26 protein-coding genes are annotated in these 26,276 nt (G+C 34.5%); 15 read left to right on the top strand and 11 right to left on the bottom strand.

Annotation, left to right across the window (positions count from 1 at the left end):
- Positions 1–3: 3 nt before the first annotated feature.
- Entirely contained in the window at positions 4–1,035 is a 1,032-nt protein-coding gene (locus tag BC962_RS14255; protein ID WP_121346700.1) for a quinone-dependent dihydroorotate dehydrogenase, read from the bottom strand.
- A 152-nt stretch (positions 1,036–1,187) separates the two neighbouring features.
- Entirely contained in the window at positions 1,188–4,100 is a 2,913-nt protein-coding gene (locus BC962_RS14260) for a TonB-dependent receptor (RefSeq protein ID WP_121346701.1), read from the bottom strand.
- A gap of 129 nt (positions 4,101–4,229) precedes the next feature.
- On the opposite strand from BC962_RS14260, the gene pepT reads away from it, so the two are divergent.
- Entirely contained in the window at positions 4,230–5,471 is a 1,242-nt protein-coding gene (gene pepT / locus BC962_RS14265; RefSeq protein ID WP_121346702.1) for a peptidase T, read from the top strand.
- A 6-nt stretch (positions 5,472–5,477) separates the two neighbouring features.
- Positions 5,478–6,071 (top strand): YdeI/OmpD-associated family protein, encoded by a 594-nt coding sequence (locus BC962_RS16400; protein WP_183075520.1) that lies wholly within the window; start codon positions 5,478–5,480, stop codon positions 6,069–6,071.
- 74 nt (positions 6,072–6,145) lie between these two features.
- On the opposite strand, the gene BC962_RS14275 is transcribed toward BC962_RS16400, so the two are convergent.
- The 4 genes from BC962_RS14275 to BC962_RS14290 all read right to left on the bottom strand — a co-directional run bounded on the left by BC962_RS14275 (position 6,146) and on the right by BC962_RS14290 (position 9,195).
- Positions 6,146–6,865 carry an outer membrane beta-barrel protein gene (locus BC962_RS14275; protein ID WP_121346703.1) on the bottom strand — a complete coding sequence of 240 codons (720 nt, stop codon included), beginning with the start codon at positions 6,863–6,865 and terminating at the stop codon, positions 6,146–6,148.
- A gap of 205 nt (positions 6,866–7,070) precedes the next feature.
- Positions 7,071–8,312 carry a S8 family peptidase gene (locus BC962_RS14280; RefSeq protein WP_121346704.1) on the bottom strand — a complete coding sequence of 414 codons (1,242 nt, stop codon included), beginning with the start codon at positions 8,310–8,312 and terminating at the stop codon, positions 7,071–7,073.
- 189 nt (positions 8,313–8,501) lie between these two features.
- On the bottom strand, positions 8,502–8,873 hold the full coding sequence (locus BC962_RS14285) for a rhodanese-like domain-containing protein (RefSeq protein WP_121346705.1): 372 nt from the start codon (positions 8,871–8,873) through the stop codon (positions 8,502–8,504).
- Positions 8,874–8,883: 10 nt separating this feature from the next.
- Complete coding sequence (locus BC962_RS14290; RefSeq protein WP_121346706.1) at positions 8,884–9,195, bottom strand: rhodanese-like domain-containing protein; 312 nt, start codon at positions 9,193–9,195, stop codon at positions 8,884–8,886.
- A gap of 244 nt (positions 9,196–9,439) precedes the next feature.
- Here BC962_RS14290 and BC962_RS14295 point away from each other — a divergent pair, with 244 nt between their 5' ends.
- The 12 genes from BC962_RS14295 (at position 9,440) to BC962_RS14345 (ending at position 18,155) form a co-directional block, all read left to right on the top strand.
- Positions 9,440–9,892 carry a MarR family winged helix-turn-helix transcriptional regulator gene (locus BC962_RS14295; RefSeq protein WP_121346707.1) on the top strand — a complete coding sequence of 151 codons (453 nt, stop codon included), beginning with the start codon at positions 9,440–9,442 and terminating at the stop codon, positions 9,890–9,892.
- A 6-nt stretch (positions 9,893–9,898) separates the two neighbouring features.
- Positions 9,899–10,531, top strand: coding sequence for an NAD(P)H-dependent oxidoreductase (locus BC962_RS14300; RefSeq protein ID WP_121346708.1), 633 nt, complete (start codon positions 9,899–9,901; stop codon positions 10,529–10,531).
- Positions 10,532–10,550: 19 nt separating this feature from the next.
- The gene (locus tag BC962_RS14305; RefSeq protein ID WP_121346709.1) at positions 10,551–11,120 is read left to right on the top strand and encodes a YceI family protein; all 570 of its coding nucleotides are present in this window, start codon (positions 10,551–10,553) and stop codon (positions 11,118–11,120) included.
- A 223-nt stretch (positions 11,121–11,343) separates the two neighbouring features.
- Positions 11,344–12,738: an anthranilate synthase component I family protein gene (locus tag BC962_RS14310; RefSeq protein ID WP_121346710.1), complete on the top strand. Its 1,395-nt coding sequence runs from the start codon at positions 11,344–11,346 to the stop codon at positions 12,736–12,738.
- Position 12,739: 1 nt separating this feature from the next.
- Positions 12,740–13,372: an anthranilate synthase component II gene (locus BC962_RS14315; RefSeq protein WP_121346711.1), complete on the top strand. Its 633-nt coding sequence runs from the start codon at positions 12,740–12,742 to the stop codon at positions 13,370–13,372.
- A 4-nt stretch (positions 13,373–13,376) separates the two neighbouring features.
- Positions 13,377–14,372 carry an anthranilate phosphoribosyltransferase gene (trpD, locus tag BC962_RS14320; RefSeq protein ID WP_121346712.1) on the top strand — a complete coding sequence of 332 codons (996 nt, stop codon included), beginning with the start codon at positions 13,377–13,379 and terminating at the stop codon, positions 14,370–14,372.
- Between the two features lie 15 nt (positions 14,373–14,387).
- Positions 14,388–15,176, top strand: coding sequence for an indole-3-glycerol phosphate synthase TrpC (trpC, locus tag BC962_RS14325; RefSeq protein WP_121346713.1), 789 nt, complete (start codon positions 14,388–14,390; stop codon positions 15,174–15,176).
- Position 15,177: 1 nt separating this feature from the next.
- Positions 15,178–15,846 carry a phosphoribosylanthranilate isomerase gene (locus tag BC962_RS14330; RefSeq protein ID WP_245984228.1) on the top strand — a complete coding sequence of 223 codons (669 nt, stop codon included), beginning with the start codon at positions 15,178–15,180 and terminating at the stop codon, positions 15,844–15,846.
- A 10-nt stretch (positions 15,847–15,856) separates the two neighbouring features.
- Positions 15,857–17,038: a tryptophan synthase subunit beta gene (gene trpB / locus BC962_RS14335; protein WP_121346714.1), complete on the top strand. Its 1,182-nt coding sequence runs from the start codon at positions 15,857–15,859 to the stop codon at positions 17,036–17,038.
- Between the two features lie 9 nt (positions 17,039–17,047).
- Complete coding sequence (gene trpA, locus BC962_RS14340) at positions 17,048–17,809, top strand: tryptophan synthase subunit alpha (RefSeq protein WP_121346715.1); 762 nt, start codon at positions 17,048–17,050, stop codon at positions 17,807–17,809.
- Between the two features lie 80 nt (positions 17,810–17,889).
- Entirely contained in the window at positions 17,890–18,018 is a 129-nt protein-coding gene (locus tag BC962_RS16580; protein ID WP_262674352.1) for a hypothetical protein, read from the top strand.
- 2 nt (positions 18,019–18,020) lie between these two features.
- Positions 18,021–18,155, top strand: coding sequence for a 30S ribosomal protein THX (locus BC962_RS14345; protein WP_121346716.1), 135 nt, complete (start codon positions 18,021–18,023; stop codon positions 18,153–18,155).
- Between the two features lie 16 nt (positions 18,156–18,171).
- Here the strand turns inward: BC962_RS14345 and BC962_RS14350 are convergent, their stop codons facing one another.
- The 5 genes from BC962_RS14350 to BC962_RS14370 all read right to left on the bottom strand — a co-directional run bounded on the left by BC962_RS14350 (position 18,172) and on the right by BC962_RS14370 (position 25,183).
- Positions 18,172–18,831: a uracil-DNA glycosylase family protein gene (locus tag BC962_RS14350; protein ID WP_121346717.1), complete on the bottom strand. Its 660-nt coding sequence runs from the start codon at positions 18,829–18,831 to the stop codon at positions 18,172–18,174.
- Between the two features lie 8 nt (positions 18,832–18,839).
- The gene (locus BC962_RS14355) at positions 18,840–22,289 is read right to left on the bottom strand and encodes a pyruvate carboxylase (RefSeq protein WP_121346718.1); all 3,450 of its coding nucleotides are present in this window, start codon (positions 22,287–22,289) and stop codon (positions 18,840–18,842) included.
- 179 nt (positions 22,290–22,468) lie between these two features.
- Complete coding sequence (gene yaaA, locus BC962_RS14360; protein ID WP_121346813.1) at positions 22,469–23,230, bottom strand: peroxide stress protein YaaA; 762 nt, start codon at positions 23,228–23,230, stop codon at positions 22,469–22,471.
- A 272-nt stretch (positions 23,231–23,502) separates the two neighbouring features.
- Positions 23,503–24,564 carry an RluA family pseudouridine synthase gene (locus tag BC962_RS14365; RefSeq protein ID WP_121346719.1) on the bottom strand — a complete coding sequence of 354 codons (1,062 nt, stop codon included), beginning with the start codon at positions 24,562–24,564 and terminating at the stop codon, positions 23,503–23,505.
- Positions 24,551–25,183: a PASTA domain-containing protein gene (locus tag BC962_RS14370; protein WP_121346720.1), complete on the bottom strand. Its 633-nt coding sequence runs from the start codon at positions 25,181–25,183 to the stop codon at positions 24,551–24,553. Before BC962_RS14370 ends, BC962_RS14365 begins: the two co-directional genes overlap by 14 nt.
- A gap of 101 nt (positions 25,184–25,284) precedes the next feature.
- Between BC962_RS14370 and BC962_RS14375 the strand changes: the two genes are divergently transcribed.
- Positions 25,285–26,265 (top strand): D-alanine--D-alanine ligase, encoded by a 981-nt coding sequence (locus BC962_RS14375; protein ID WP_121346721.1) that lies wholly within the window; start codon positions 25,285–25,287, stop codon positions 26,263–26,265.
- The last annotated feature ends 11 nt before the right edge of the window (positions 26,266–26,276 follow it).

Genomic DNA, 26,276 nt, shown 5'->3' on the forward strand with positions numbered 1-26,276 from the left:
GGTTTACTGTGTTTTGTTAGTAGCAGATAAGATTGCCTTATTAATTTCTTTTATTAATCCCGGCCCTTCATAAATAAAACCTGTATAAAGCTGAATTAAACTGGCACCAGCTTCTAATTTTTCCAGAGCATCTTCAGCAGAATGAATTCCTCCAACACCGATTATCGGGAATGCTTTATTACTTTTTTCTGAAAGAAAACGAATCACCTCTGTAGATCTATTTTTTAATGGTTTACCGCTTAATCCTCCAATTTCAACCTTATTCTCAGATTGAAGATTTTCTCTTGAAATGGTAGTGTTAGTTGCAATTACGCCCGCAATTCCAGTTTCAGCAACAATTTCTATAATATCCATAAGCTGCTCGTCTGAAAGATCTGGCGCAATCTTTAAAAGAATTGGTTTAGGATTTGTCTTTAATAAATTTAATTGCTGCAATGTGTTTAATAATGCAGTTAAGGGCTCCTTATCCTGAAGTGCTCTTAGATTTGGAGTGTTTGGTGAACTCACGTTTACAACGAAGTAATCTACATAATCAAAGAGAGCATCAAAACATATTTTATAATCTGAAACCGCTTCCTCATTTGGAGTGATCTTGTTTTTACCAATATTACCTCCAATTAGAACTTTCTTATTGGATTTTAGTCTTTTTACTGCTGCCTCTACCCCTTCATTATTAAACCCCATTCTATTAATAATAGCAGAATCTTCCTTGAGCCTGAATAATCTTTTTTTATCATTCCCTGGTTGTCCCTTTGGAGTAACAGTTCCTATCTCTATAAATCCAAAACCTAGTTGATCTAATTCCTTGTACAAATCTGCATTTTTATCGAAGCCAGCAGCCAATCCAACAGGATTTTTAAAGGTCAAACCAAATACTTTTCTTTCCAAGCGTGGATCATTTATTTGAAATTTGTTTTTTAACAAACTTGCAACTCCTGGTAATTTAAAAAGAAACTTCATCGCATCAAAAGTAAAATAATGCACCTTTTCTGGATCAAAATTAAATAAAAGCGGTCTTATCAGGGATTTATACATATTTGGGAGATTTTTACAAAAATAGTTTATTTTAGAAAACAGCGAAGCCTTTGCATAAATGAGTATTAAAGTTTTATGGCCTTAAAGAAAATATAAAACAAAAATAAAAGCAGCCCGAAGACTGCTTATATTTTGATTAGTGAATTATAAGTTTATTTCAAAGTAAATGCAACTCTTGCAAATAAAAATCTACCGCCAATCCCAAATTGCTGGGCTCTTCTAGACCAATCGAATCTTCCATCACTTCTATTGTTAAACTCACCTTTTGCTCTATCTGGATACACATCTAACAAATTATTTGCTCCCACAGTAAGAGTAAGAGATTCTGATGCTACATAGCCTAGAGATAGATCTGTTACTATCTTAGAACTAAACACTTGTTGGTTTGCAACTGTTGTAGTAGCTTCAGTTACCTCTCCAAAAAACACATTTCTTAAGAACACGTTGAATTTTCCAGCTGTTAAGCTATTAGTAAGATTTACCTTTGTTCTAGGCACGGCTTCTTCAAGATATATTCTACTATCCTCTGGGAAATAAGTTCCTACCAATCCTGCTCTTTCAATTTGTGGAGAAGAATTGATTGACCCAACCTGTTTTGTTTTAGATAAGGTTGCAGCAAGATCAGATTTTAGTCTGAATCCGTTGTTAAATATCGCGTTATGCGTAAGTACAAAATCTACCCCTTTAGATTCTGTATCGATCGCATTTGCAAAAAAGGAAGCTGCTGTAGCATTAGCTTGTGCTAATAAATTATCCAATTCTGTTCCAGTTCCCGGGCCTTCAAACTGCCCTGTATAAACTACTCTATCATCTATAGCTACAAAATATCCATCTACAGTTAGAGAGAGATTTGCATCAGGAATTTGTGCTGTAAATCCAACGCTCAAACTTTTAGATGTTTCCTCTTTTAATTGAGGGATCCCTAATAATTTTGCTGCCCGACTATCGTTTGCAAAGGTTCCTACTTCTTGCGGATTCCCATCATTATCAAATATAGTTGATGTCGAATTAAAATTTAATTGATGTAAAGAAGGAGCTCTAAAACCAGTATTTGCGGCTCCTCTAATATTAATGTTCTCTGTTAACTTATATCTTGACGACAATTTAAAATTAATTGTAGATCCAAAATCTGAATAGTCCTCGAATCTAGTCGCAAAGGTCAGTAAAAATTGTTCTGTAATATCTGCTTCAATATCGAAGTATCCTGCAATACTACTTCTTTCTCTAGATAATTCATTTTTAGGACTAAAACCAGGAAAAACCTGAGATCCTCCAGGTCTTCCGCTACCAAAGAAATCTGTTGCCGGAGATTGAGTGGCTGTAGTAATTGGTGTTCCATTTTGCGTGTATTGCTCGTATGAGGCTCTTTCTCCTGCAACTATCTCATAATTCTCTAATCTATATTCAGCTCCAAAAGCAACGTTTAATCCAGCGAACATATCTTCATAGAAATTGGAAATATCCAGATTCGTGGTATTTTGAGCAAAAGAGAATCCTCCTGCATCAAAAGTAGTTGGACTTGCTTGTTGTAAAGAAGCGTTCGAAGTGTTAGAGATTAAATACAAAAACTCATTTTTTCCCCAAGCATTACTAAAATCTACATCCCACTCACCGATCTTTCCTTTAATACCTGTGGCTATAGATTTATCATTAATTTTAGAATTTATCTCAGGTAAAAATCCATCTATATAAATGGGAGTATAAGTTCTATTTTGATTTGGTAATCTATAAAAACCCGCAGAATTACCTCTTCGAGAACTTATCCCTGCAAAAGAATATATCTCTGTTCCATTATCATCCAATGGCAAAGAAAAATTCGCAAAGAATCTTCCTCCTCTTAAAGCAGACTGACCAACTCTCATATTGTAATCACTACGTTCCTGATTTCTCGCAGCCAATTCTTGATCTGTCACATTATTTGACAAAGGATTGTAAAAAATGACATTTCCTTCAGTATCTGTCTGAGTAGAAGTATGCAATTCTTCCGAAGAAAAACCACTTATTAGGTCTTTATCTTCTTGTGTTAAAAAAGGCAAACTTTGAGACAAGCTCCTTACATCATCATCTGCAATATTGGTGATATCTATATTTTGTGCTAAAGCCAATCTTTCAATTGAGTTATAAGCATTAAAAATAGAGCCTTCCCACTCTTTCATTCTGCTATAATCTTCACGATAATCAAAATCTCCAGAGAAATTAATAAATCCTCCATTATCTCCTAATCCAATTCCGTAGCTAGCGGCAACATTTATTGTTTCTCCATCTACTCCACCGGTTTGATCGTTTGCATTTTCTGCGAAATTTGCTCCAGTAGTAACAGCAAGATTTAGTTCATTTATATTTTTATTCAAAACAATATTAATAACCCCTGCAATTGCATCAGAACCATATTGTGCAGCTGCCCCGTCTCGTAGAACTTCAATTCTTTGTATAGCTGCAGCAGGGATCGCGTTTAGATCGGTTCCCACACTTCCTCTACCAAATGTTCCATTCACATTAATTAAGGAAGAGTTATGTCTTCGTTTACCATTTATCAACACCAATACTTGATCTGGCCCTAAACCTCTAAGAGAGGCAGGATCTATATGATCTGTTCCATCGGAAATTGTTTGGGTATTAGAAGTAAATGAAGGAGCAACATAATTTAACATCTGGTTTAAGTTAACCTGCGGCACCGCAGTGGCTAATTCTTTTATATTTAATACATCTATAGGAACGGTAGATTCTACCACGGTTCTGCTAGGATTACGAGACCCTACGAGCATCACTTCACTAAGTGCTAATCCAGAAACCATAGTTACATTTAGGCTTGCACTCTGAACTACAACTTTTTTGGTATCAAAACCTACAAATGAAAAAACCAAGGTTTCACCCATGGTTGCATCAATATTAAATTTCCCGTCAAAATCTGTTATAGTTCCTTTATTAGTGCCTTCTATAGCAACCGAAACCCCACCCAGTGGCTGTTCTTGATCATCTACAACAGTACCCGTAATTTCCTGCGTTTGAGCTTGTGTTACCCATCCAACAAAAAACAAACAAAACATTACATAAAAATTCTTCATAAGTTTATATTTTTGGTTTATCTAAAGATAGGAAAAAAAAGGCGTTATTAACTTAACTCAGTGAGCATCAACACTTAACTTATCTATAATATATTAACGTTCGCAACAATTAATAATTAAAAAGCATTTATGATATCAAAAAATAATATCATCAATAGGTTTATAGGGTATGTTACAATAGACACTCAAAGTGATCCAGATAGCAATAAAACGCCTAGTACAGAAAAACAATGGGACCTCGCCAATAAACTTGCAGTAGAGCTCAAAAAGATAGGAATGACGGAAGTTGAAATTGATGAAAATGCCTATATCATGGCAACTCTCCCTTCTAATGTTGCACATGATGTTCCTGTAATTGGTTTTGTATCCCATTTTGACACTTCTCCAGATTTCACAGGAACAAATGTTAAACCTCAAATTATAGAAGATTATGATGGAAAGGATATTTTATTAAATAAAGAGCAGGATATTATTTTATCACCAGATTACTTTGAAGATCTTTTGCAGTATAAAGGTCAAACTTTAATCACTACAGATGGTACCACTCTATTGGGCGCCGATGATAAAGCAGGGATTACTGAAATAGTGACCGCTATGGAATATTTAATAAATAATCCTCAAATTCCTCATGGAAAGATTAGAGTTGGATTTACCCCAGACGAAGAAATTGGTAGGGGTGCACATAAATTTGATGTAAAGAAATTTGGGGCAGCTTGGGCCTACACCATGGATGGTAGCCAAATTGGCGAATTGGAATACGAGAATTTTAATGCGGCGGGAGTTGTTGTGAAAATTAAAGGGAAGATCGTACATCCTGGATATGCTAAAGACAAGTTGATAAACAGTATGTATATAGCACAAGATTTCATTAACTCGTTACCCAGATTAGAAACTCCAGAGCATACGGAAGACAGACAAGGATTTTTCCATTTAACGGATATTAAGGGAGATGTAGAAGAAACAACATTGAAATATATTATTAGGGATCACGATAAAGGTCATTTCGAGGCTAGGAAAGAGATGATAAATAACTTAGCGCAGGAAATTAATTCTCAGCATGAGCGAGAAGTAATAAATATTGAGATAAAAGATCAATATTTCAATATGCGCGAAAAGATAGAGCCTGTAATGCATATAGTAGATATTGCTGAAGAAGCAATGAAACAACTTAATATCACTCCGCATATAAAACCAATTAGAGGTGGAACAGATGGGTCTCAACTAAGTTTTATGGGCTTACCATGTCCAAACATTTTCGCTGGAGGACATAATTTTCATGGTAGATTTGAATATGTTCCTGTAGAAAGTATGCAAAGGGCTACTGAAGTAATTATTAAAATTGCAGAATTGACTTCAGAAAAACATAAATAGCTTAATATGGCTAAAGTTGAAAATGTCGATCAATACATTAACAAGCATTTTAAATGGAAAGATAATTTGTTGCTTTTAAGAGAAATGTTGCTTTCTTATAACTTATCTGAAACCATAAAATGGGGTTCTCCAGTTTATATGAAAGATGGTAAAAATTTAATTGGGATAGCAGCTTTTAAAAATCATTATGGTTTATGGTTTTTTCAAGGAGCATTACTTCAAAAGAACACCAAATTATTGGTAAATGCTCAGGAAGGAAAAACACAAGCCATGAGACAAATTAAACTAGTAGAGACTTCTGTATTGGATTTGAATGTTTTAAGCAAATATATTGAAGAAACCATTGCACTTCATGACCAAGGAGAAACCGTGAAGTTAGTCAGTCCTAAAAAAGTTGAAATCCCAGTACAATTAAAATTAGAGTTAGATACCAATTCAGATTTAAATAAAGCTTTCAGTATACTAAGCCCTGGAAAACAGAAGGAATATTCATTATATATTGTTGAAGCTAAACGGGAAGCAACAAAACAAAGTAGAATTAAAAAAATAATTCCAATGATCATAGAAGGAATTGGTTTAAATGATAAATACAAAAATTGAACTAGTAAAAAACAATAAAACAAAAAAGGAGCAAATAAAATTTGCTCCTTTTTTGTTTTGAAATGTTATTTTAGTTAGAAATAGCAGCTTCCACCTTTTCTACGCTTAGTTTTATTTTCTGAATCCCATATTTTAAATGTAAGACTTACTATAAGTTGATCTAAACGAAGATCGTCTAAAGTGGCTCTATTTACAGTGGGAGCAGTAAACAGAGCATCATCAGATTGAAAATCCACTTCATAAGGCTCAGCAGAGGATAAAGAGTAATCATAACGAACATCTACTCCAATAAATCCAAATTGTGCTTTCACCCCAAATTGAGCGGAAAAAGGCGTGTTTTGAATCGTGACTTCAGCGGGATTATCCGTAGGTTCTATTCTTTCTATAGTTGCTGAAATTATATTTTTATAAGCTACGCCTCCATAAACATCCAAAGGGCCATAAATATTATACCCAACTAAAAGGGGAACACTAAATTCCTCGACTTCAAATAAAGTTGGCCCTTGTGGAAAATCAAATCTGGATTCTAATTTAGAGTATACCACTTCTGGTCGAACAAAAAACTTTCCAAAATTTACTTGCACCCATCCACCACCATGAAAACCAATTTCACCCTCAGCTTCAAAAGTATCGCTTGTATATTGTAATGGAAGGCCTGAATTTATACCTGTAATTTGGCCACCGAATGTTTTATTAATCCCGCCTTTCAATCCCACTTGAAATTGTTGAGCATTCATTTGAGAAAAAGTAAAGCTAGTTAAGCTTATTAGGAGGGCAAAAACTAATTTATTCATAGGAAAGAGGTTAGTCTAATTGGTGGCTATTAATGGTAAATATATTGTTTTAATAGAAATTTCAAAGTTGTTTCTTTTGATAAACGCCTCAAAAATAAAAAAATTATACAATTCTTGATGTTATATAAAAATAAAAGGTTGTTCCAAATATCGAAAACTCATTATTCAATACCTGGGACAACCTATCTATACTAAGAAATTTAATCTAATGTACAATGATAGCATCTGCCTTTCCATCAGGATCATTTGAAACAGAACCATCTGTTCTAGATGCCCCTAACAGCAAAACTCCTGCTGCATGTGGAGAAGCCATAGAAGTCCCACTAATAGTATTGTAGCCACCACCTTTCCATGTAGATTTAACCGCTACACCAGGTGCTGCAAAATCTACAGGAGGATTTCCATAATTAGAAAAACTAGCCCATCTATCATTGCTATCCATAGCAGAAATGGTTACAATGTTTGGTCCATTTACTCTGGCCGGAGAACTATTATTTGCATCATTACTTTCATTTCCTGCAGCTAAGGCAAATTTAATTCCATTTTGAGATGCTGCATAAATTGCATCATCTAAAGCTTGAGAAACAGGGCCTCCTAAACTTAAGTTTGCAACATCGCCATTAGATCCATTAGCTCCAACATAATCTACACCAGCTATAACTCCAGAATATGAACCACTTCCTCTACTATCTAAAACTTTTACAGGAATAATGGTAGCTCCAGGAGCTACACCTATTACACCAAATCCATTATTTAAAGCCGCTATCGTCCCAGCAACATGAGTACCATGACCATTCCCATCATCTGCAGATTTACCATCTTTCCCGGAGGTAAATGCATTAAACGCTCTAGAAGAATCTACATTTAAATCTGGGTGATCCAAGTCTACACCGGAATCTACGACAAAAGCTACATTATTACCGGTATAACCAGCAACTCCATTAACTCTTAAAATTCCATAAGGAGTTTCTTGAGAACCTCCTCCTGTTCCAGGGTCAGGCTCACCACATGGGCCTCCATTTGGAGTTCCACATGGAGGTGCAAAACTCACTATTCTATCCTGCTCTATATATTTAACTCCTTTGTTATTCTTCAATAACTCTAACTGAGCTTTATCTAATTTAAGTGTTGCACCACTAAAAACATTACTATAAACATTAACGATTTCTGCGTTTATAGAAACCTCATTTAAAAATCTTTTAGTCTCTTGATTCATCGCAGCCTGCGCTTTTCCGTAATTTTTAGGATACTTTGTACTTACATCGGCGATAGCTCCTTCTTGAAATACTACAATATACTGTCCATCTATATTCTGAGCATCGAAATTTGCATCAATTTCTGTAAAAGCTTCAGGATCTGTAGTGGTGTTTTGGTCCTGTGTACAGGAAAAGAAAAACGCAGAGGTTGCTAATACAGCAATACCAACTTTAAGTCTTGATTTTAACATATTCATTTTAATTTTGGTTAAAAATTAGTTAACAACATCTTCAAATCTAATCTATTTAAACCTTAAACCAAAAAAAATCTGAGAGGTAGCTCTCAGATTTACTTGTACTTATGGTTCATTTACATGACTTTAATAGATATGATATACGCTATACAATAATGTTAAAATTTATATTGAATGATATTAAAACTAATCTCTAAGGTTCCATTTTTTTATACCATTATCAAGAATATAAATTTGCTGAAAACCGATTTCTTTAAGAATTAATGCAGCTTCATTAGATCTATTATTAGTAGTGATATATATAGCAATTGGTGAATTTTTATCCAACTTTTTGAGATCTTCTCTTAGCTCCTCATTCCCTATAATATTGTCTGCGCTAATTAAATGTGACTTTTTAAAATCTTCTTTCGATTGAATCTCAACTTCCTCGACAGTATTATAACGAATATGAGTATTTAACTCATCCGCAGTAACCACCTGAATTTCTTTCGCTTTAGACTGCACACAGCCTTGCATGAGAAAAGTGATTAATAACAACCTAAAAAAAACTTTCATCATTTGCAGAAGATTATTTTTCTATCTCACCATCCCAATCGGTAATACCACCCATTAAGTTATAAGCGTTTTCAAAACCTTGTTGTTTCATTAAGGCACATGCTTGAGCACTTCTTGCTCCAGATCTACAGTACACATAATAACTTTTCGATTTATCTAATTTCTCGATCTCATCTAAAAAGCCTTGTCCCTTGTAAATATCAATATTGATTGCTGTTGGAATATAGCCTTCAATAAATTCTTCTTCTGTACGTACATCTAGGATTACGGCATTATTATCTTCGCCAACATCTTTAGACCACTGTTCTTGAGTAAGGTTTTTCATATTTATGATTTTTATGCTTAACTAATAGTAAATTGAAATGTAAATATAATGTAAAGGATATTATCTAATAATTTCAGAATAGAAAAAATTAAAAAATTATAAGCTACCATATAAACGTTCATTTATATAGTTTATTGAGTTTAGAACGATTTCATCCATTTTGAATAAAAAACATTTAACAAAATATTTAAAGTTAGATTGAAGATTTGAATTACATTTGTACATACAAATATTGTAGATACAAATGAAAATAGAAGAATTATTAAAAACAGATCAAACTCTTCCTCCTTCGCGGAAGCTGCTTCTTAGCATTTTACATACTACAAATTTGATAAACGATAAAATCTCCGAAACATTAAAACCTTTTGATATAAGTATATCTCAATTTAATGTTCTAAGAATATTAAGAGGACAGAAAGGTAAGCCAGCTAATTTATCTACAATTCAAGAACGAATGATTAGCAAAATGAGTAATACCACTCGGCTAGTAGACAAATTAATCGTAAAGGAATACGTAGAAAGATCTATTTGCCAAATGAATCGTAGAAAAGTGGAAATAAATATCACCTCCAAAGGATTAGAAGTTTTAAAGGTTATAGACCCTCTAATAGATAAAACTGAGGAATTAATTACTAACCAATTATCTCCTTCAGAAGTAGAATCAATCACAACTAATTTACAAAAACTATTAAAATAGAAAATTATGAGTACTTATATAGACGATTTAAATTGGCGTTATGCCACCAAGAAATTCGATTCAAATAGAAAGGTTTCAACGCAAGATCTTCAAACCTTATTAGAAGCTATTCAACTTACAGCTTCATCTTATGGTTTGCAACCTTATGAAATTATTGTTGTAAAAGATGCTGCCTTAAGAGAAGAATTAAAAGCAGCGTCATGGAATCAAACTCAGATTACAGATGCTTCAGAAATCATTGTATTCGCTAACAAAACAGAAATTACCACAAACTATGTAGATTCTTATCTACAAGATATTGCACAAACGAGAGATCTTAAGATTGAAGATCTACAAGGTTTAAAAGGAATGCTAGAGTCTACTATTTTAAAACTTAATCCAGAAGATCAGAGTGCTTGGGCAGCTAAGCAAGCATATATAGCATTAGGAAATTTTCTTTCTGCCGCAGCAAATCTAAGAATAGACACCTGTCCTATGGAAGGCTTTGATGTCACTAAATACGATGAGCTTTTACATTTAAAAGATAAAGGTCTTACTACAGCTGTTATAGCAACCGTTGGATATAGAAGTGAAGAAGATACCACGCAATTTGCAGCAAAAGTTAGAAAAAGCAAAGAAGATTTAATAAATAATTTATAAACCAATTAAGAGAATAATCATGAAAAAAAATCTATTAAAAGGAGCTGCTGCTTCAGTAATTGTTTTAACAACATTAGCATTTACAACGATGAAAAAAGAAATTAATATCAAAGAAAGTAACGTAACCTGGACAGGTAAAAAAGTTACGGGATCGCATACAGGAACTATTCAATTAAAAAGCGGATTCTTTAATATGGAAGACGAAAAATTGATAGGTGGTGAGTTTGTAATGGACATGTCTAGCATTTCTAATACCGACCTTTCTGGAGAAAGTAAGCAAAAACTGGAAGGTCATTTAAAATCTGAAGATTTCTTCGGGGTAGAAAAACATCCTACCGCCAAATTAGTAATCACTAATATAGCTTCGAAAGGAAATGGATCTTACGGTGTAGTCGGGAACCTTACTATAAAAAACATCACAAAACCTGTAACTTTCGATTTGGAGATAAATGATAATTCTGCATCTGCAAAATTATCTATTGATAGATCTAAATATGATGTAAAATATGGCTCTGGAAGCTTTTTCGATGACTTAGGAGACAAAACGATCTACGACAATTTTGATCTTGACGTAAATTTAAAATTCTAAGTTCAGATAAATCTATTTCAACTTAAGTATCATTTTGGAGAAAACCTTTGTCAATTCAACAATGATACTTATATTTGAACCAATGAAAAATAATACAGTACATACTTGGTGGTGGAGTAACTTACGTCAAAACGTCGTGAAGTAACACTGCTATAGTATTTTCATATACAAGGCTTGTCTCACGACAAGCCTTTTTTTGTTTAATTTTTTCTGAAATAATAACATGTATACTTTAAAGACCACTTTTAAAAAACTACTTGCAGACACTCTTACTCCGGTAAGTGTCTATCTTAAAATTCGTGATAAATACCCCAATAGTTTATTGTTGGAGAGTAGTGATTATCACGCTAACGATAATAGTTTTTCCTATATATGTTGTAATCCTATTGCTTCTATTAAAATAAAGAACGGAGAAATAAAGGAACTATTTCCAGATGGTTCAAAAAGAGTTACTGCTATTACCCCTGAAATTAAAGTTTCAGAAGCAATTCAGAAATTTTCCTCTTTTTTTAAAACAGAGAACTCCAATTTCAAGTTTATAAATAATGGCCTTTTTGGATATATTGGATACGACGGTGTTCAATATTTAGAAAATATTAAGATCGAGAAAAAGAAAGGAGATCTTGAGATCCCGGAAGTTTATTATGCGGTTTATCAAAACATTATAGCGATCAACCATTTCAATAATCAAGCTTATATTTTCGACCATAATTATAATTCTGAAAGCAAACTAGAAGAAATCTCTCAGCTTATAAAAGTGAAGAATTTTGCAAGTTATAATTTCAGAAAAGACCATGCTCCTATCTCTAATCTCACCGATTCAGAGTTTATGGAAAACGTGAAATTAGGAAAGAAACACTGTCAACGTGGCGATGTTTTTCAGTTGGTACTCTCCCGCAGATTTACTCAAAACTTTAAGGGAGATGAATTTAATGTGTATCGCGCATTAAGAAGTATCAATCCTTCTCCATATTTATTCTATTTCGATTATGGAGACTTTAAGATCTTCGGAAGTTCTCCGGAAGCGCAATTAGTGGTTTCCGATGGAAAAGCGGAGATCCATCCAATAGCGGGAACTTTTAAGCGTACAGGAAATGATGAGCAAGATGCTGCTTTAGCTAAAGAATTATCTGAAGATGATAAGGAAAATGCAGAACATGTAATGTTGGTAGACCTTGCCAGAAATGATCTAAGTAGGCATAGCACAAATGTAAAAGTGGAGAATTACAGAGAAGTACAATTCTTCTCCCATGTTATTCATTTAGTGAGTAAAGTAACTGGGACTAAAAATAAAGAAGTTAGTACCATGCAAATTGTGGCAGATACTTTTCCTGCAGGAACCCTTAGTGGTGCCCCAAAACATAGCGCTATGACTCTTATTGAAAAATATGAGAATGTGAATAGAAGTGCGTATGGAGGCGCCATTGGCTTTATGGATTTTCACGGAAATTACAATCACGCCATCATTATTAGATCTTTTGTTAGTAAAAATCATCAACTACATTATCAGGCTGGAGCAGGTATTGTTTCTGAATCTAATGAAGAAAATGAATTGCAAGAAGTGTATAATAAGTTAGGGGCATTAACTCAGGCAATTGAAATTGCAGAAGAAATTTAAAATGAAAGAGAACGAAAATAAAAATATAGCAGCAAAGATCGAATTTCAAACTGGCAAGAGAACTTCAGTTTTAGTGATAGACAACTACGATTCCTTTGTGTATAATTTGGTGCATTACCTAGAAGAATTGGACTGTGAAGTAACGGTTGTTAGAAATAACGAAGTGGATCTGGACATGATCGCCAAATACGATAAGATCTTACTTTCTCCTGGCCCCGGAATTCCCGATGAAGCCGGCTTATTAAAGGAGATCATTATACGTTATGCTCCTACAAAAAGCATCTTGGGAGTTTGTTTAGGCCAACAAGCAATTGGAGAAGTTTTCGGCGGAAAATTGATCAATTTAGAATCGGTTTTTCATGGAGTTTCTACTAAGATCAATGTTTCTGTGGAAGACGAGAGTTTGTTTAAGCATATAGATAAGGAACTAATGGTGGGAAGATATCATTCTTGGGTGGTAGATCCAAATTTGCCGGGAGTCTTAGAAGCTACATCTTTCGATGAAAACGGACAAGTTATGTCCCTACGACATAGGGAATATGATGTTAAAGGCGTTCAATTTCATCCCGAATCGGTATTAACTCCTATGGGTAAACAAATGATGAAGAACTGGGTTATAGAAAGCAGAAAGTAAAAAGATGAAACATATACTTAACAGATTAATCAATCACGAAACCATTTCGAAACAGGAAGCAAACGAAGTTTTGGTAAATATTTCGAAAGGAGAATATAACCAGAGTCAGATCGCTGCTTTTTTAACGGTTTATATGATGCGAAGTATCACCATAGATGAGTTAGAAGGATTTCGGGACGCACTTTTAGAACTTTGTCTTTCTGTAGACCTTAGCGATTATAATGCTGTAGATCTTTGTGGAACTGGAGGCGATGGAAAAGATACATTTAATATCTCTACGCTTTCTTCATTTATAACTGCCGGAGCGGGAATCAAGGTTTCCAAACATGGTAATTATGGGGTTTCTTCTATTAGTGGAAGCTCGAATGTAATGGAATATTTGGGGATTAAATTCAGTAATAAAACAGATTTTTTAGAGCGTTGTATAGATAAGGCTGGGATATGTGTTTTACATGCTCCCCTATTTCATCCAGCAATGAAAAATGTTGCGCCTATTAGAAAATCGTTGGCGGTAAAAACCTTTTTCAATATGTTGGGGCCCATGGTAAATCCTGCATTTCCAAAGAACCAGTTGGTTGGAGTTTTTAGTTTAGAATTGGCAAGAATGTATGGATATCTCTATCAGAACACCGATAAGAATTTCACTATTTTACATGCCTTAGATGGGTACGATGAGATCTCTTTAACAGGTGCAACCAAAACAATTTCAAATTCTACGGAAGGAATTTTAGAACCTTTAGATTTTGGAGTAGAAACTTTAAATGCTTCTGAAATTTCAGGTGGAAATTCTATAGAAAATTCTGCCAAAATATTTGTTGATATATTGGAGGGGAATGGATCCATTCCACAAAACAATGTTGTTTGTGCTAATGCAGGGATGGCAATTGCAACTTCTACAGGATGCACACCTATGGAAGGTTTTGTGAAAGCACAAGAATCCTTGAATTCTGGAAAAGCACTGACAGCTTTGAAAAAATTACAAGAACTAAGCGCGGCCTAATTAAATTGTAAATAAATGAATATTCTAGATAAAATTATTGCTGATAAACGAAATGAAGTTACACTTAAAAAACAGCTTATTTCTGCTCAAGACTTAGAACGTTATCCGCTTTTTGGTTATAAAACCAATTCCCTGGCAACTGCTTTAAGGAATAGTTCTAGCGGAATTATTGCAGAACATAAACGAAGATCTCCATCTAAATCTGTGATAAATCAGGATCTAAATGTGCAGGATGTTGCTTCTGGATATGAAAATGCAGGAGTTTGCGGAATGTCTGTACTTACCGATGGAAAATATTTTGGCGGATCTTTAGATGATCTTATTCTGGCAAGAACTTCTGTAAAAATGCCATTATTAAGAAAGGAATTTATTATTGATGAATACCAGATTTTGGAAGCCAAAGCCCATGGTGCAGATGTAATTCTACTAATTGCTGCAGTATTAACTCGAGATGAAATAAAGGCCTTTTCTGAATTGGCTAAAAGTTTAGGTTTAGATGTTTTATTAGAGGTCCATAATTTAGAAGAACTAGAGAAATCTATCATGCCTAGCCTTGATATGTTAGGTGTGAATAACAGGAATTTGAAAACTTTTGAAGTGAGTACCGAGATCAGCAAACAACTTTCAGAAAAGATTCCAAATGATTTTGTGAAGGTTTCAGAAAGTGGAATTAGCAGTGTGGAAGCTATTAAGGATCTAAAAAATTACGGCTATCAAGGTTTTTTAATTGGTGAGAATTTTATGAAGACCACCGATCCCGGAAAAAGTGCTGCTCAATTTATTCAAGAATTAAACGCACTTTAAAATGAAGGATCTCAAATTGAAGGTTTGTGGGATGAAGCATTCAGAAAATATTCTGGCGGTGGCAGCTTTAATACCCGATTATCTCGGTTTCATCTTTTATGAAGGATCTCCTAGAAATTTTTCAGGAGAAATCCCGGAAATAGATACAGCTATCAAAAAAACTGGAGTTTTTGTAGATGCTGAGATCGAGTTTATTTTAGATAAGGTTAAAAAATACAATTTCAACGCGATTCAACTTCACGGAAAGGAATCAGCTGAATATTGCAAAGAATTAAGATCAGCCTTGGGTCAAAATAATTCAGCAGAAATTATAAAAGTGTTTTCTGTGAAAGAGAGCTTCGATTTTGAAGAACTTATACCTTACGAAGGTGTCGTAAATTTCTTCCTTTTCGATACAAAGGGGAAGAATAAAGGAGGAAACGGAATTGCTTTTAATTGGGAGCTATTAAAAGATTATCCGTCCTCTACTCCATTCTTTCTTAGTGGAGGAATTGGTCTAGATGAAGTTTTAAAAATAGAAAAACTTTATGCTTATCTTGAAAAAAAGAATAAATCGAAGTTGCTTTTTGGAATAGATGTGAATAGTAAATTTGAAATTGAAGCAGGATTAAAAGATGCAAATGCATTAAAAAATTTTAAAGATAATTTGGGTTTAGATATCCAAGTATAATATAGAAAACATGACTTATCAGGCAGATGAAAAAGGTTATTACGGCGAATTTGGCGGAGCATATATTCCCGAAATGTTATATCCTAATGTAGAAGAATTAAGGCAGCAGTATATACAGATCATGCAAGAAGAATCTTTTCAGAAGGAGTTTAAAGAGCTCTTAAAAGATTATGTAGGAAGACCTACTCCGTTGTATTTTGCTTCCAGACTTAGCGAAAAATACAACACCAAGATCTACTTGAAACGTGAAGATCTTTGTCATACTGGTGCTCACAAAATAAATAATACTATCGGCCAGATCTTAATGGCGAAAAGTTTGGGCAAGAATAGGATCATTGCAGAGACGGGAGCAGGTCAACACGGTGTCGCAACCGCCACAGTATGTGCATTGATGGGGATTGAATGTATAGTATATATGGGGGAAATAGATATTGATCGCCAAGCTCCAAATGTTGCCAGAATGAAAATGTTGGGCGCTACTGTAATTCCTGCGAAATCTGGAAGTAGAACATTGAAGGATGCCACCAATGAAGCGATTCGTGATTGGATAAACAATCCGATAGACACGCATTATATTATTGGATCTGTAGTAGGACCTCATCCCTATCCAGATATGGTGGCACGATTTCAAAGTGTAATCTCAGAGGAAATTAAATCTCAACTTCTGGAAAAAGAAGGAAGAGAAGCGCCAGATTATGTGGTGGCTTGTGTTGGAGGTGGAAGTAATGCTGCGGGTATTTATTATCATTATTTAGATAATCCAGAAGTGGGAATTATAGCAGTAGAAGCTGCAGGAAAAGGGATTTTATCGGGTGAAAGTGCCGCAACTTCTGCGTTAGGGAAAGAAGGAATTATCCACGGTAGCAAAACCTTATTAATGCAAACTCCCGATGGACAGATCACCGAGCCGTATTCCATTTCTGCAGGATTAGATTATCCAGGGATAGGGCCGATGCATGCTAATTTATTTAGATCTGGAAGAGCTGAATTCATTTCAATTACAGATGCAGATGCTATGAAAGCTGGACAGGAATTAGCCAAATTAGAAGGAATTATTCCCGCTATTGAGACTTCCCATGCCTTAGCCATTTTTGAAGATCGAAAATTCAAGAAAGATGATATTGTAGTATTAAATCTTTCTGGACGTGGAGATAAGGATCTGAGCACTTATATAGAATACTTTAATTTATAGAATATTAAAATGAATAGAATTCAATCGAAATTACAAGAGGATAAAAAACTTCTTTCCATATATTTTACCGCAGGTTATCCACAAATTGATGATACCGTGTCTATTATAGAAGATCTTGAAAACAATGGGGTAGATATGATAGAAATTGGCTTGCCGTTTAGTGATCCTTTAGCAGACGGACCAACCATACAAGAAAGTAGTACTAAAGCATTAAAAAATGGAATGACCACAGAAAAGTTATTTCAGCAATTAAAAGATATCAGAAAAACGGTAAAAATCCCATTGATCATTATGGGATATTTTAATCCTATGCTTCAATATGGAGTGGAAGATTTCTGTAAAAAATGTGAAGAAATCGGGATAGATGGTTTAATTATTCCAGATTTACCAGTAGATGTATATTCAGAAAAATATCAAGCTATTTTCGAAAAACATAACCTCATCAACGTATTTCTAATAACTCCTCAAACTTCGGAAGAGCGAATTAGATTTATAGACTCTGTTTCCAATGGGTTCATTTACATGGTAAGCAGCGCAAGTGTTACCGGTTCTACATCTGGATTTGGTGAAGATACTAAGGATTACTTCAAAAGAATATCTGAAATGAATTTAAAGAACCCACAAGTTGTTGGCTTTGGGATTAATGACAAGCAAAGTTTTAAGGAGGCAACTGAATATTCCAACGGAGCAATAATAGGAAGTGCCTTTATTAAGGATTTAAATAAAAATGGAACTAGTAAGATCTCAGATTTTGTAAAAACACTTAGATAGCTTTAACCATACTCTAACAAGGCATTAATACTTTTTATGAATGTTTAGCTTTACCTTTAATTAAACTTAAAGATACAGTCATGGAAAAAAAGTTTGAAAGAACAACCGAGCAAACGAATCCTACCAATCCAACTGGTGATAGAAATCAAAAAACCAACAAGGTAGATATCGATGAAAAGACAATTAAAAAGCAACAAAATAAAAAGTAGTTATGGGCAGAGGTGATAAGAAAACAAAACGAGGAAAAATAGCTCTTGGAACCAGAGGAAGATTAAGACCTAAAAGAGGAAAGTTTAAGACGAAACCTTCTACTCTTGCAGACCTTGACAAAAAAGAGTTGAAATAATCTTAGTTATATCTTATTAAAAATACCCTTTATATTGAAGAATCCTGAAATCAATTGTATTGAATTCAGGATTCTTTGTTTTGATACTTTTGTAAAGATCCATACTTCCAATAGCTCTATTAGCAGAACCTGAAGGTGCTGTTAGAGACACCGTATTAATCAACCTTCCGTCTAATACAAATTGATGTACTCTAGGAACTTCATTAGAAATTACTTTCAATTTAATGTCTTCTTCAAGATCTTTTAAATGTCTTCTAAAAAAATATTCCGGTCCATTTTTACTGTTCCCTCCAGTAAAAAGCAAGGTGTTAATATTTAGGTTAATTCGTAAAATCCCAATTATATCCCGAAGTTCTACCAATTGCATTCCAAGATCTGAAGCATCTATTTTATCTCTTCGGCTACTTTCTACCACATCACAAATCCCGATCCCTCTTTTTTCTAAAAATCTTTTTCTTTGTAATATGGCTTCTTCCGTGTTTTCATATTTCAAGTTAAGATCGAATAGTTTATCCAATACGGGCCATAAAAGTCCGTCTCTACTGCCATAACAAAAATTCACATCGTCTGGCTTTAATGCTCCAGTTGTAAATCTAGGAGGAGGCAAAGTTCCAACGATTAATTTCGTTGCATTTTCAGGAATAAATGGTTCGTAAGGATGCGTATGATGAAACATATTTCAGGCTATTTCATAACAATTACCAAGTCATCAGAAAACACCATTCTACCTTCTGGTAGGATCACTTTATCCACTTCTCCTTCTGAATGTGCAGTGATCGTTGTTTCCATCTTCATAGCTTCAATAATAAATAAGGGCTCATTCTTTTTCACTTTTTGACCCACTTTTACCAATACAGATGCTAAAGAACCTTGTAAAGGAGCACCAATTTCAAGATCGTTCCCTTTATCTTTTTTCTGATGCACAATTTTTTCCACCTTGATAGATTTGTCTTGAACCTGCACTGCTCTAGTTTGCCCGTTAATTTTAAAGAAAATGCTAGACATTCCATCTTTATTGGCTTCACCTACAGAAACAAGCTCAACCAACAAGGTTTTACCTTTATCCATCTCTACAATGATCTCTTCTCCTATTTCTAATCCGTAGAAAAAATTCTTTGTTGGAATAGAGATCACATTTCCATGTTCTTTATGATGGTTATAGGCATCTGTGAACACCTTAGGGTATAATTTATAAGATAAGTAATCGGACATATTCAATTCTCTTCCCATACCATCTTTAAAAGTTTCTTTGAATTCTGCCAACTCCTTTTCAAAATCTATTGGTTCTAAATGCGCGTTTGGTCTTTCTGTAAATGGCTCTTCATCTTTTAATACGATCTTCTGAATCTTCTCTGGAAAGCCACCAACCGGTTGTCCTAAGCTTCCTCTAAAGAAACTTTTCACAGATTCTGGAAAAGAAATATTCTCACCATTTTCCAACACATCATCTATAGATAGATTATTGCTTACAAGATATTGTGCCATATCTCCCACTACTTTCGAACTTGGAGTTACTTTCACTATATCTCCAAAAAGGCCATTTACCTCGGCATACATATTAGTGATCTCATGAAACCTATTACTTAGACCCAAGGATTCTGCTTGTGGTTTTAAATTTGAATACTGCCCACCGGGAATCTCGTGTTTGTAAACAGCAGCAGAGCCAGCTTTTAGTCCACTTTCAAATGGATAATAGTAACTACGAACTGCCTCCCAGTAATTGGAATATTCATTTAATTTATCCATATCAAAATCGTTCGCACGACTTTGGAATTTCATCATCTCTACAATAGAATTAAAATTAGGTTGAGAAGTTAATCCTGATAATCCACCCAAAGCAACATCTACCACATCTACCCCCGCTTCTATTGCTTTTAAATATGTTGCTGCCTGTATTGAAGAAGTATCATGTGTATGCAAGTGAATAGGAATATTAATCCTGGATTTTAATGTTCCAATCAATTCTTCGGCTGCATAAGGCTTTAGTAAGCCCGCCATATCTTTAATTCCCAAGATATGAGCACCTGCATCTTCCATTTGCTTTGCCAGTTGAACATAGTACTCTAAAGTGTATTTTGTTCTTTTTGGATCCAGAATATCTCCGGTATAACAAATTGAAGCCTCGGCAAGTCCGCCAGTGTTTTTTCGTACATATTTAATACAAGGTTCTATAGATTTCATCCAGTTCAAGGAATCGAAGATCCTAAAAACATCTACACCTTGCTCCCAAGATTCTGTAACAAATTTCTCTATAAGATTATCTGGATAAGCAGTATAACCCACTCCGTTAGAACCTCTCAATAACATTTGGAGCAACACATTAGGCATTGCTTTTCTTAATAATTGTAAACGTTCCCAAGGGTTTTCTTTTAAAAATCTAAGACAAACATCAAAAGTAGCTCCTCCCCAAACTTCCATAGAGAAAATATTGGAATGGTTTTTTGCAAAACCTTCTGCTACCTTCATCATGTCATAAGTTCGCATTCTTGTAGCAAGTAAACTTTGGTGCGCATCGCGCATAGTAGTATCTGTAAAATGAACTTTATTTTGATGCCTTAACCAACGAGAGAATTTCTCTGGCCCCATTTCAGTCAGAAGATCTTTCGTTCCCTTCGGATAATCACCAAATTCATCGAATTTTGGTACTTTTGGAATAAGAAATTTAGCAGTTGGATCTTTTACTTTCACATCTGGATTTCCATTTAAAGTTACATCTCCTAGAAAACTTACAATTTTATTCGCTCTGTTTCGTGGTTCTCTTATTATAAAGAGATCGGGATTCTTATTAATAAAATTAACCGTAACATTTCCTTTTCTAAAGGTTTCATGAGCCAAGATATTATCCAGAAAGCTCATATTAGTTTTTACACCTCTCACTCTAAATTCTGCAAGAGCACGTCTCATTTTTCTACAAGCTCCATCCAAGGTTCTACTACTAGCAGAAACTTTTACAAGCATAGAATCGAAAAATGGAGAGATTTTCACGCCTTGATAGATACTACCCGCGTCTAAACGTATTCCAAATCCTGAAGCACTTCTATATGTGGTGATAGTCCCGTAGTCTGGTTTAAAATCGTTTTGGGGGTCTTCTGTCGTAATTCTACATTGTAATGCAAAACCATTAGTTTTTAAACTTTCTTGGCCTGCTATTTTAATTTGCTCATCTGAGAGTTTGTAATCTCCGGCAATAAAAATTTGAGCTTTTACGAGGTCTATACCTGTGATCACTTCAGTAACGGTATGTTCTACCTGAATTCTAGGATTCACTTCTATAAAATAAATCTCCTCCTCTTCTACCAAGAATTCTACCGTTCCAATATTATTGTAATTAACCGCTTTACAGATATCCAAGGCATATTTATAAAGCTTGTTCTTAGTCTCCTCTTTTAAACCTAAAGAAGGCGCGAATTCTATCACTTTTTGATAGCGTCTTTGCACAGAGCAGTCTCGTTCAAAAAGATGCACCATATTCCCATGGTTATCTGCCACGATCTGTATTTCTATATGCTTTGGATTCTCGACAAATTTTTCAATGAACACGGTATCGTCTCCAAATGCATTTCCTGCTTCGCGTTTAGATTCTGGGAAAGCTTTTCTTAGCTGATCTTCCTCTCTAATTACCCGCATTCCACGTCCACCACCTCCAGAAGCAGCTTTTAGCATTACAGGATATCCTATAAGTTTAGCCTCTTCTAACGCAATTTCTATTGAAGTAAGCTCCCTTTCGTTACTTTTAATAATTGGTACATTGTTGGCAACGGCAACTTTCTTCGCCATTACTTTATCACCCAAGGATTTTAAAACGCTTACTTTAGGACCAATAAAGATGATCCCATTTTCCTCACATTGCTTTGCAAATTCTGCATTTTCTGAAAGAAAGCCATATCCGGGATGAATTGCATCTACATCATTCTTTTTAGCAACCTGAATAATTGCCTTAATATTTAAATAAGGCTTTAAAGGTTCGCTGTCTTCGCCAATCTGATAAGATTCATCGGCTTTATAACGGTGTAAAGAGTACCTATCTTCATAGGTATAAATACCAACCGTTTTTAATCCAATTTCGGTACAGGCCCGAAAAATTCTGATGGCAATTTCTCCTCTATTTGCTACTAATACCTTTTTGATCTTCATCTATGCGTTGTGTTTTTGACAATTAAATTTCTATGCTCTGAAAGTTATTAAATAAAATAGGTATTCTACAAATCTATCTAGAAATTACATTAATTAATTAACAGAAAATGCCACCTATTAGGTGGCATTTTCTTTATACTGATGGAATTCTTATAAACTTTATAGAATTATAAATAAATTTATCTAGTAAATACTAACTCTGTATCACGGGAAGATTCGGTTTCACTGTATTTATATCCTTCATAATCAAAAGCCTTTAATTCTTCAATTGTTTCAACTTCTTTATCTACAATATATCTAACCATAGAACCTCTGGCCTTTTTAGCAAAGAAGCTCACTATTTTTAGTTTACCGTTATTAAAATCTTTAAATACAGGGGTGATCACCTTTGCTTTTAATTTCTTTTCATTCACTGCCTTGTAATATTCGTTACTGGCAAGGTTGATAAAAAGTTCTTCCTTCTCCATTTCCTTATTTAAAGAGTCTGTGATCTTTTTTTGCCAGATCTCATAAAGATTCTTCTTTGAATAAAGCCCCACATTAGTTCCCATTTCTAATCTATAAGGCTGGATAATATCCAATGGTTTTAAAACTCCATAAAGCCCTGAAAGTATTCTCAATCTATCTTGAATAAAATCGAGCTTTTCTGTAGGTAAGGAATAGGCATCTAATCCAGAATAAACATCTCCATTAAAAGCATACATAGCAGGTCTAGAGTTCTTTAAAGTATGCTCCTCTTGAAACTCTTTATATCTGGTATAATTAAGATCGGCCAGTTTATCGCTTATGTCCATGAGGTTGGCAACTTCATTTTTAGACATTCGTGACATTTTACGATTGATCTTTATTGCTGTATCCAAAAACTGAGGCTGAGTTCCACGAGTTGTGGGTAGCTTAGTTTCGTAATCTAAACTTTTTGCAGGGGAGAGAACAATTTTCATAAAAATTTTATTTTTCAATTCAGGAAAATAGCTACTTCCTGAAATTACCTTTCAAAAATAACAATCTAATAAGAGGTTTAAACTGCTTAGTATAACTTCTTATCGATTCAAGTATTGAAAGATTTTATCTTAACACTTGGCAATTTAAAAAATCCAAAAAAATTGGAATTACAGATTTAGCGTGAGGGATTGAGGCGTTGTTGAAGCTCTCCCGATCTTTATCGGGAAGCGACCGCCAAAAGCCCGACCCCAATTTTTATTGGGGGCACGCCCTAAGAATCCATATAATCCTTCTGATTGATAGAATATTTACGCCATTTCTCTATACATTCCTGAATGTCTTGTGGCACTTCCGAGTCGAAACTCATCCATTCCTTGGTCACAGGATGCGTAAATCCAAGTGTTTTAGCATGTAATGCCTGTCTTGGAAGCACTTTAAAACAATTATCTACGAATTGCTTGTATTTAGTAAAGGTGGTTCCTTTTAAGATCTTCTCTCCGCCATAACGCTCATCGTTAAACAAGGTGTGTCCAATATGTTTTAAATGAACCCTGATCTGGTGAGTTCGTCCGGTTTCCAATTTACAGGAAACCAAAGTTACATAGCCAAAACGCTCTAGAACCTTAAAGTGAGTTACCGCAGGTTTCCCTTGTTCTTCTACATCGTCTACATAAACAGTATTCTGCAATCTGTTCTTTGGATGCCTTCCAATATTTCCTTCAATTCTACCTTCATCTTCCTCAACATTTCCCCAAACTAATGCGATATATTCTCTGGAACTAGTTTTCTTGAAAAATTGCTTAGAAAGATGCGTCATTGCCTCCTCTGTTTTTGCAATTACCAATAAACCACTGGTGTCTTTATCTATTCTATGCACCAATCCAGGTCTTTCACTACTGTTATTCGGCAAATTATCTATATGAAAAATAAGCGCATTTATAAGTGTCCCACTGTAATTTCCATGTCCTGGATGCACAACCATTCCTGCTGGCTTATTGATCACCATAAGAGCATCATCCTCGTAAACAATGTCTAGCGGAATATCCTCTGGAGTAAGCAAGAATTCATATGGTGGATGTTCGAACATTACCTGTACTACATCTCCAGGCTTCACTTTGTAGTTGGATTTTACCGTTGCGTTATTTACATAGATATTTCCATCTTTTGCTGCCTTTTGAATTTTACTTCTCGTGGCATTCTCTATGTAATTCATTAGGTATTTATCCACCCTAAGTGGCTGTTGCCCTTTATCTGCAGTAAATTTATGATGTTCGTAAAGATCGTCGTCTTGGGTATCTTCCAGTTCTGGACCTATTAATTTAGAATTCGTCATTGTTGTCATTATCATTATCGATACCACCTTCTTCGATGCTATCATCTTCATTTAAATCGCCATTATATCTACTAGACCCATCTCCTAACACTAAATCTATTTTAGCCGTTTTCATAAGTTCGTCTCCTGCTTCCACAAGCTTCCCTTTGTGTCTTAATTCTAAAACTGCATCTTTAGCGATGTCTGGTTTATAAGTTACAGATCCAATTTCGAAACCTAGAGATCGCAAAGTAGGTTCTACCTGTCTTCTTGTTCTACGTATAAGATCTGGAATCATTACTTTTCCATATCCAGAAGGATTTAATGTGATATATATTTTTCTATTTTCTTTTACAAATTTCCCTGGTTGCGGTACTTGGTCTATTACAGAGTATTTTGGATAATCTGGGTTATAATTTGCTGAATCTAAAATTTCGTATCGAAGATCCAACTCATCTAAAGTAACCTCTACTCTACCCAAAGAAAGTTTTGCGAGATCTGGAACTTTAATGCGTTCATCTTGATTGGTAGAATGTTCTAACCATTGCATAGTTAAAAAAGCTAGCACCACAAGTGCTGCAATTGCTAAACCTATTTGGATTAAAAAGGTTTTGCTGAAAATAAATTTAAATAGACTCATAAATTATTTATAAATGGCAAAGATATAAAAACGCCGGGGTTTTGGTGGCACCCACTATTAGTCATATTTTTGTTAACGTAAATTAAAGCTGTTTATTTAATATGAAGAAAAGAATTGCCATTGCCATGGGAGGTTATTCTAGTGAATACCGGATCTCGATTAATAGCGGAAATGTTGTTTATAAAAATCTAGATCGCTCTATTTATGAGCCTTATAGAGTTCATATCATGCAAAATGAATGGTTTGTAGTGGCAGATGATGATACTCCATATCCAATAAACAAGAGCGATTTTACAGTAAAGATCAAGGATAGAAAAATTCAATTTGATTGTGTTTTTAATACTATTCATGGAACTCCAGGTGAAAATGGACTCTTACAAGCATATTTAGACTTGGTAGGAATCCCACAAACTTCCTGTGGATCTTATCAAGCTGCGCTTACTTTTAACAAACGTGATCTAATAAGTGTTTTAAAGCCCTATGGAATTAAAACAGCAATCAACTATTTTCTGGACAAAGGAGATGAAGTTGAAGTAGATGAAATTATTGCGAAAGTAGGTTTGCCTTGTTTTGTTAAGGCAAATAAAGCAGGTAGTAGTTTTGGAGTTAGTAAGGTTAAAGTTGCAGAAGATCTAGAACAAGCTGTGAAAGTAGCTTTAAAGGAAGATGATGAAGTTATCATTGAATCTTTTTTAGATGGAACTGAAGTTTCTGTGGGGGTAATCATGTATAAAGGAAAGATCCTAGCATTACCAGTAACTGAGATCGTTTCTGAAAACGAATTCTTTGATTATGAAGCGAAATATCTAGGAAAGTCTCAAGAAATAACGCCGGCAAGAATTTCTAAGGAGCAGACTAAAAAAGTGCAGGATATTTCTAAATTGATCTACTCGAAATTAAAAATGAAGGGATTTACCCGTTCAGAATTTATCTTTCATAATGATGAACCTCATTTTATTGAAATGAATACTACTCCTGGACTTAGCGAAGCAAGTATTTTACCTCAGCAAGCTGAAAAAGCAGGAATTAGTTTACCTCAACTTTTTGGTAGTGCTATAGAAGCTGCTCTAAAATCGCACTAATTATTAACTTA

The organism is Gillisia mitskevichiae (assembly GCF_003634585.1).
GTDB lineage: Bacteria > Bacteroidota > Bacteroidia > Flavobacteriales > Flavobacteriaceae > Gillisia > Gillisia mitskevichiae.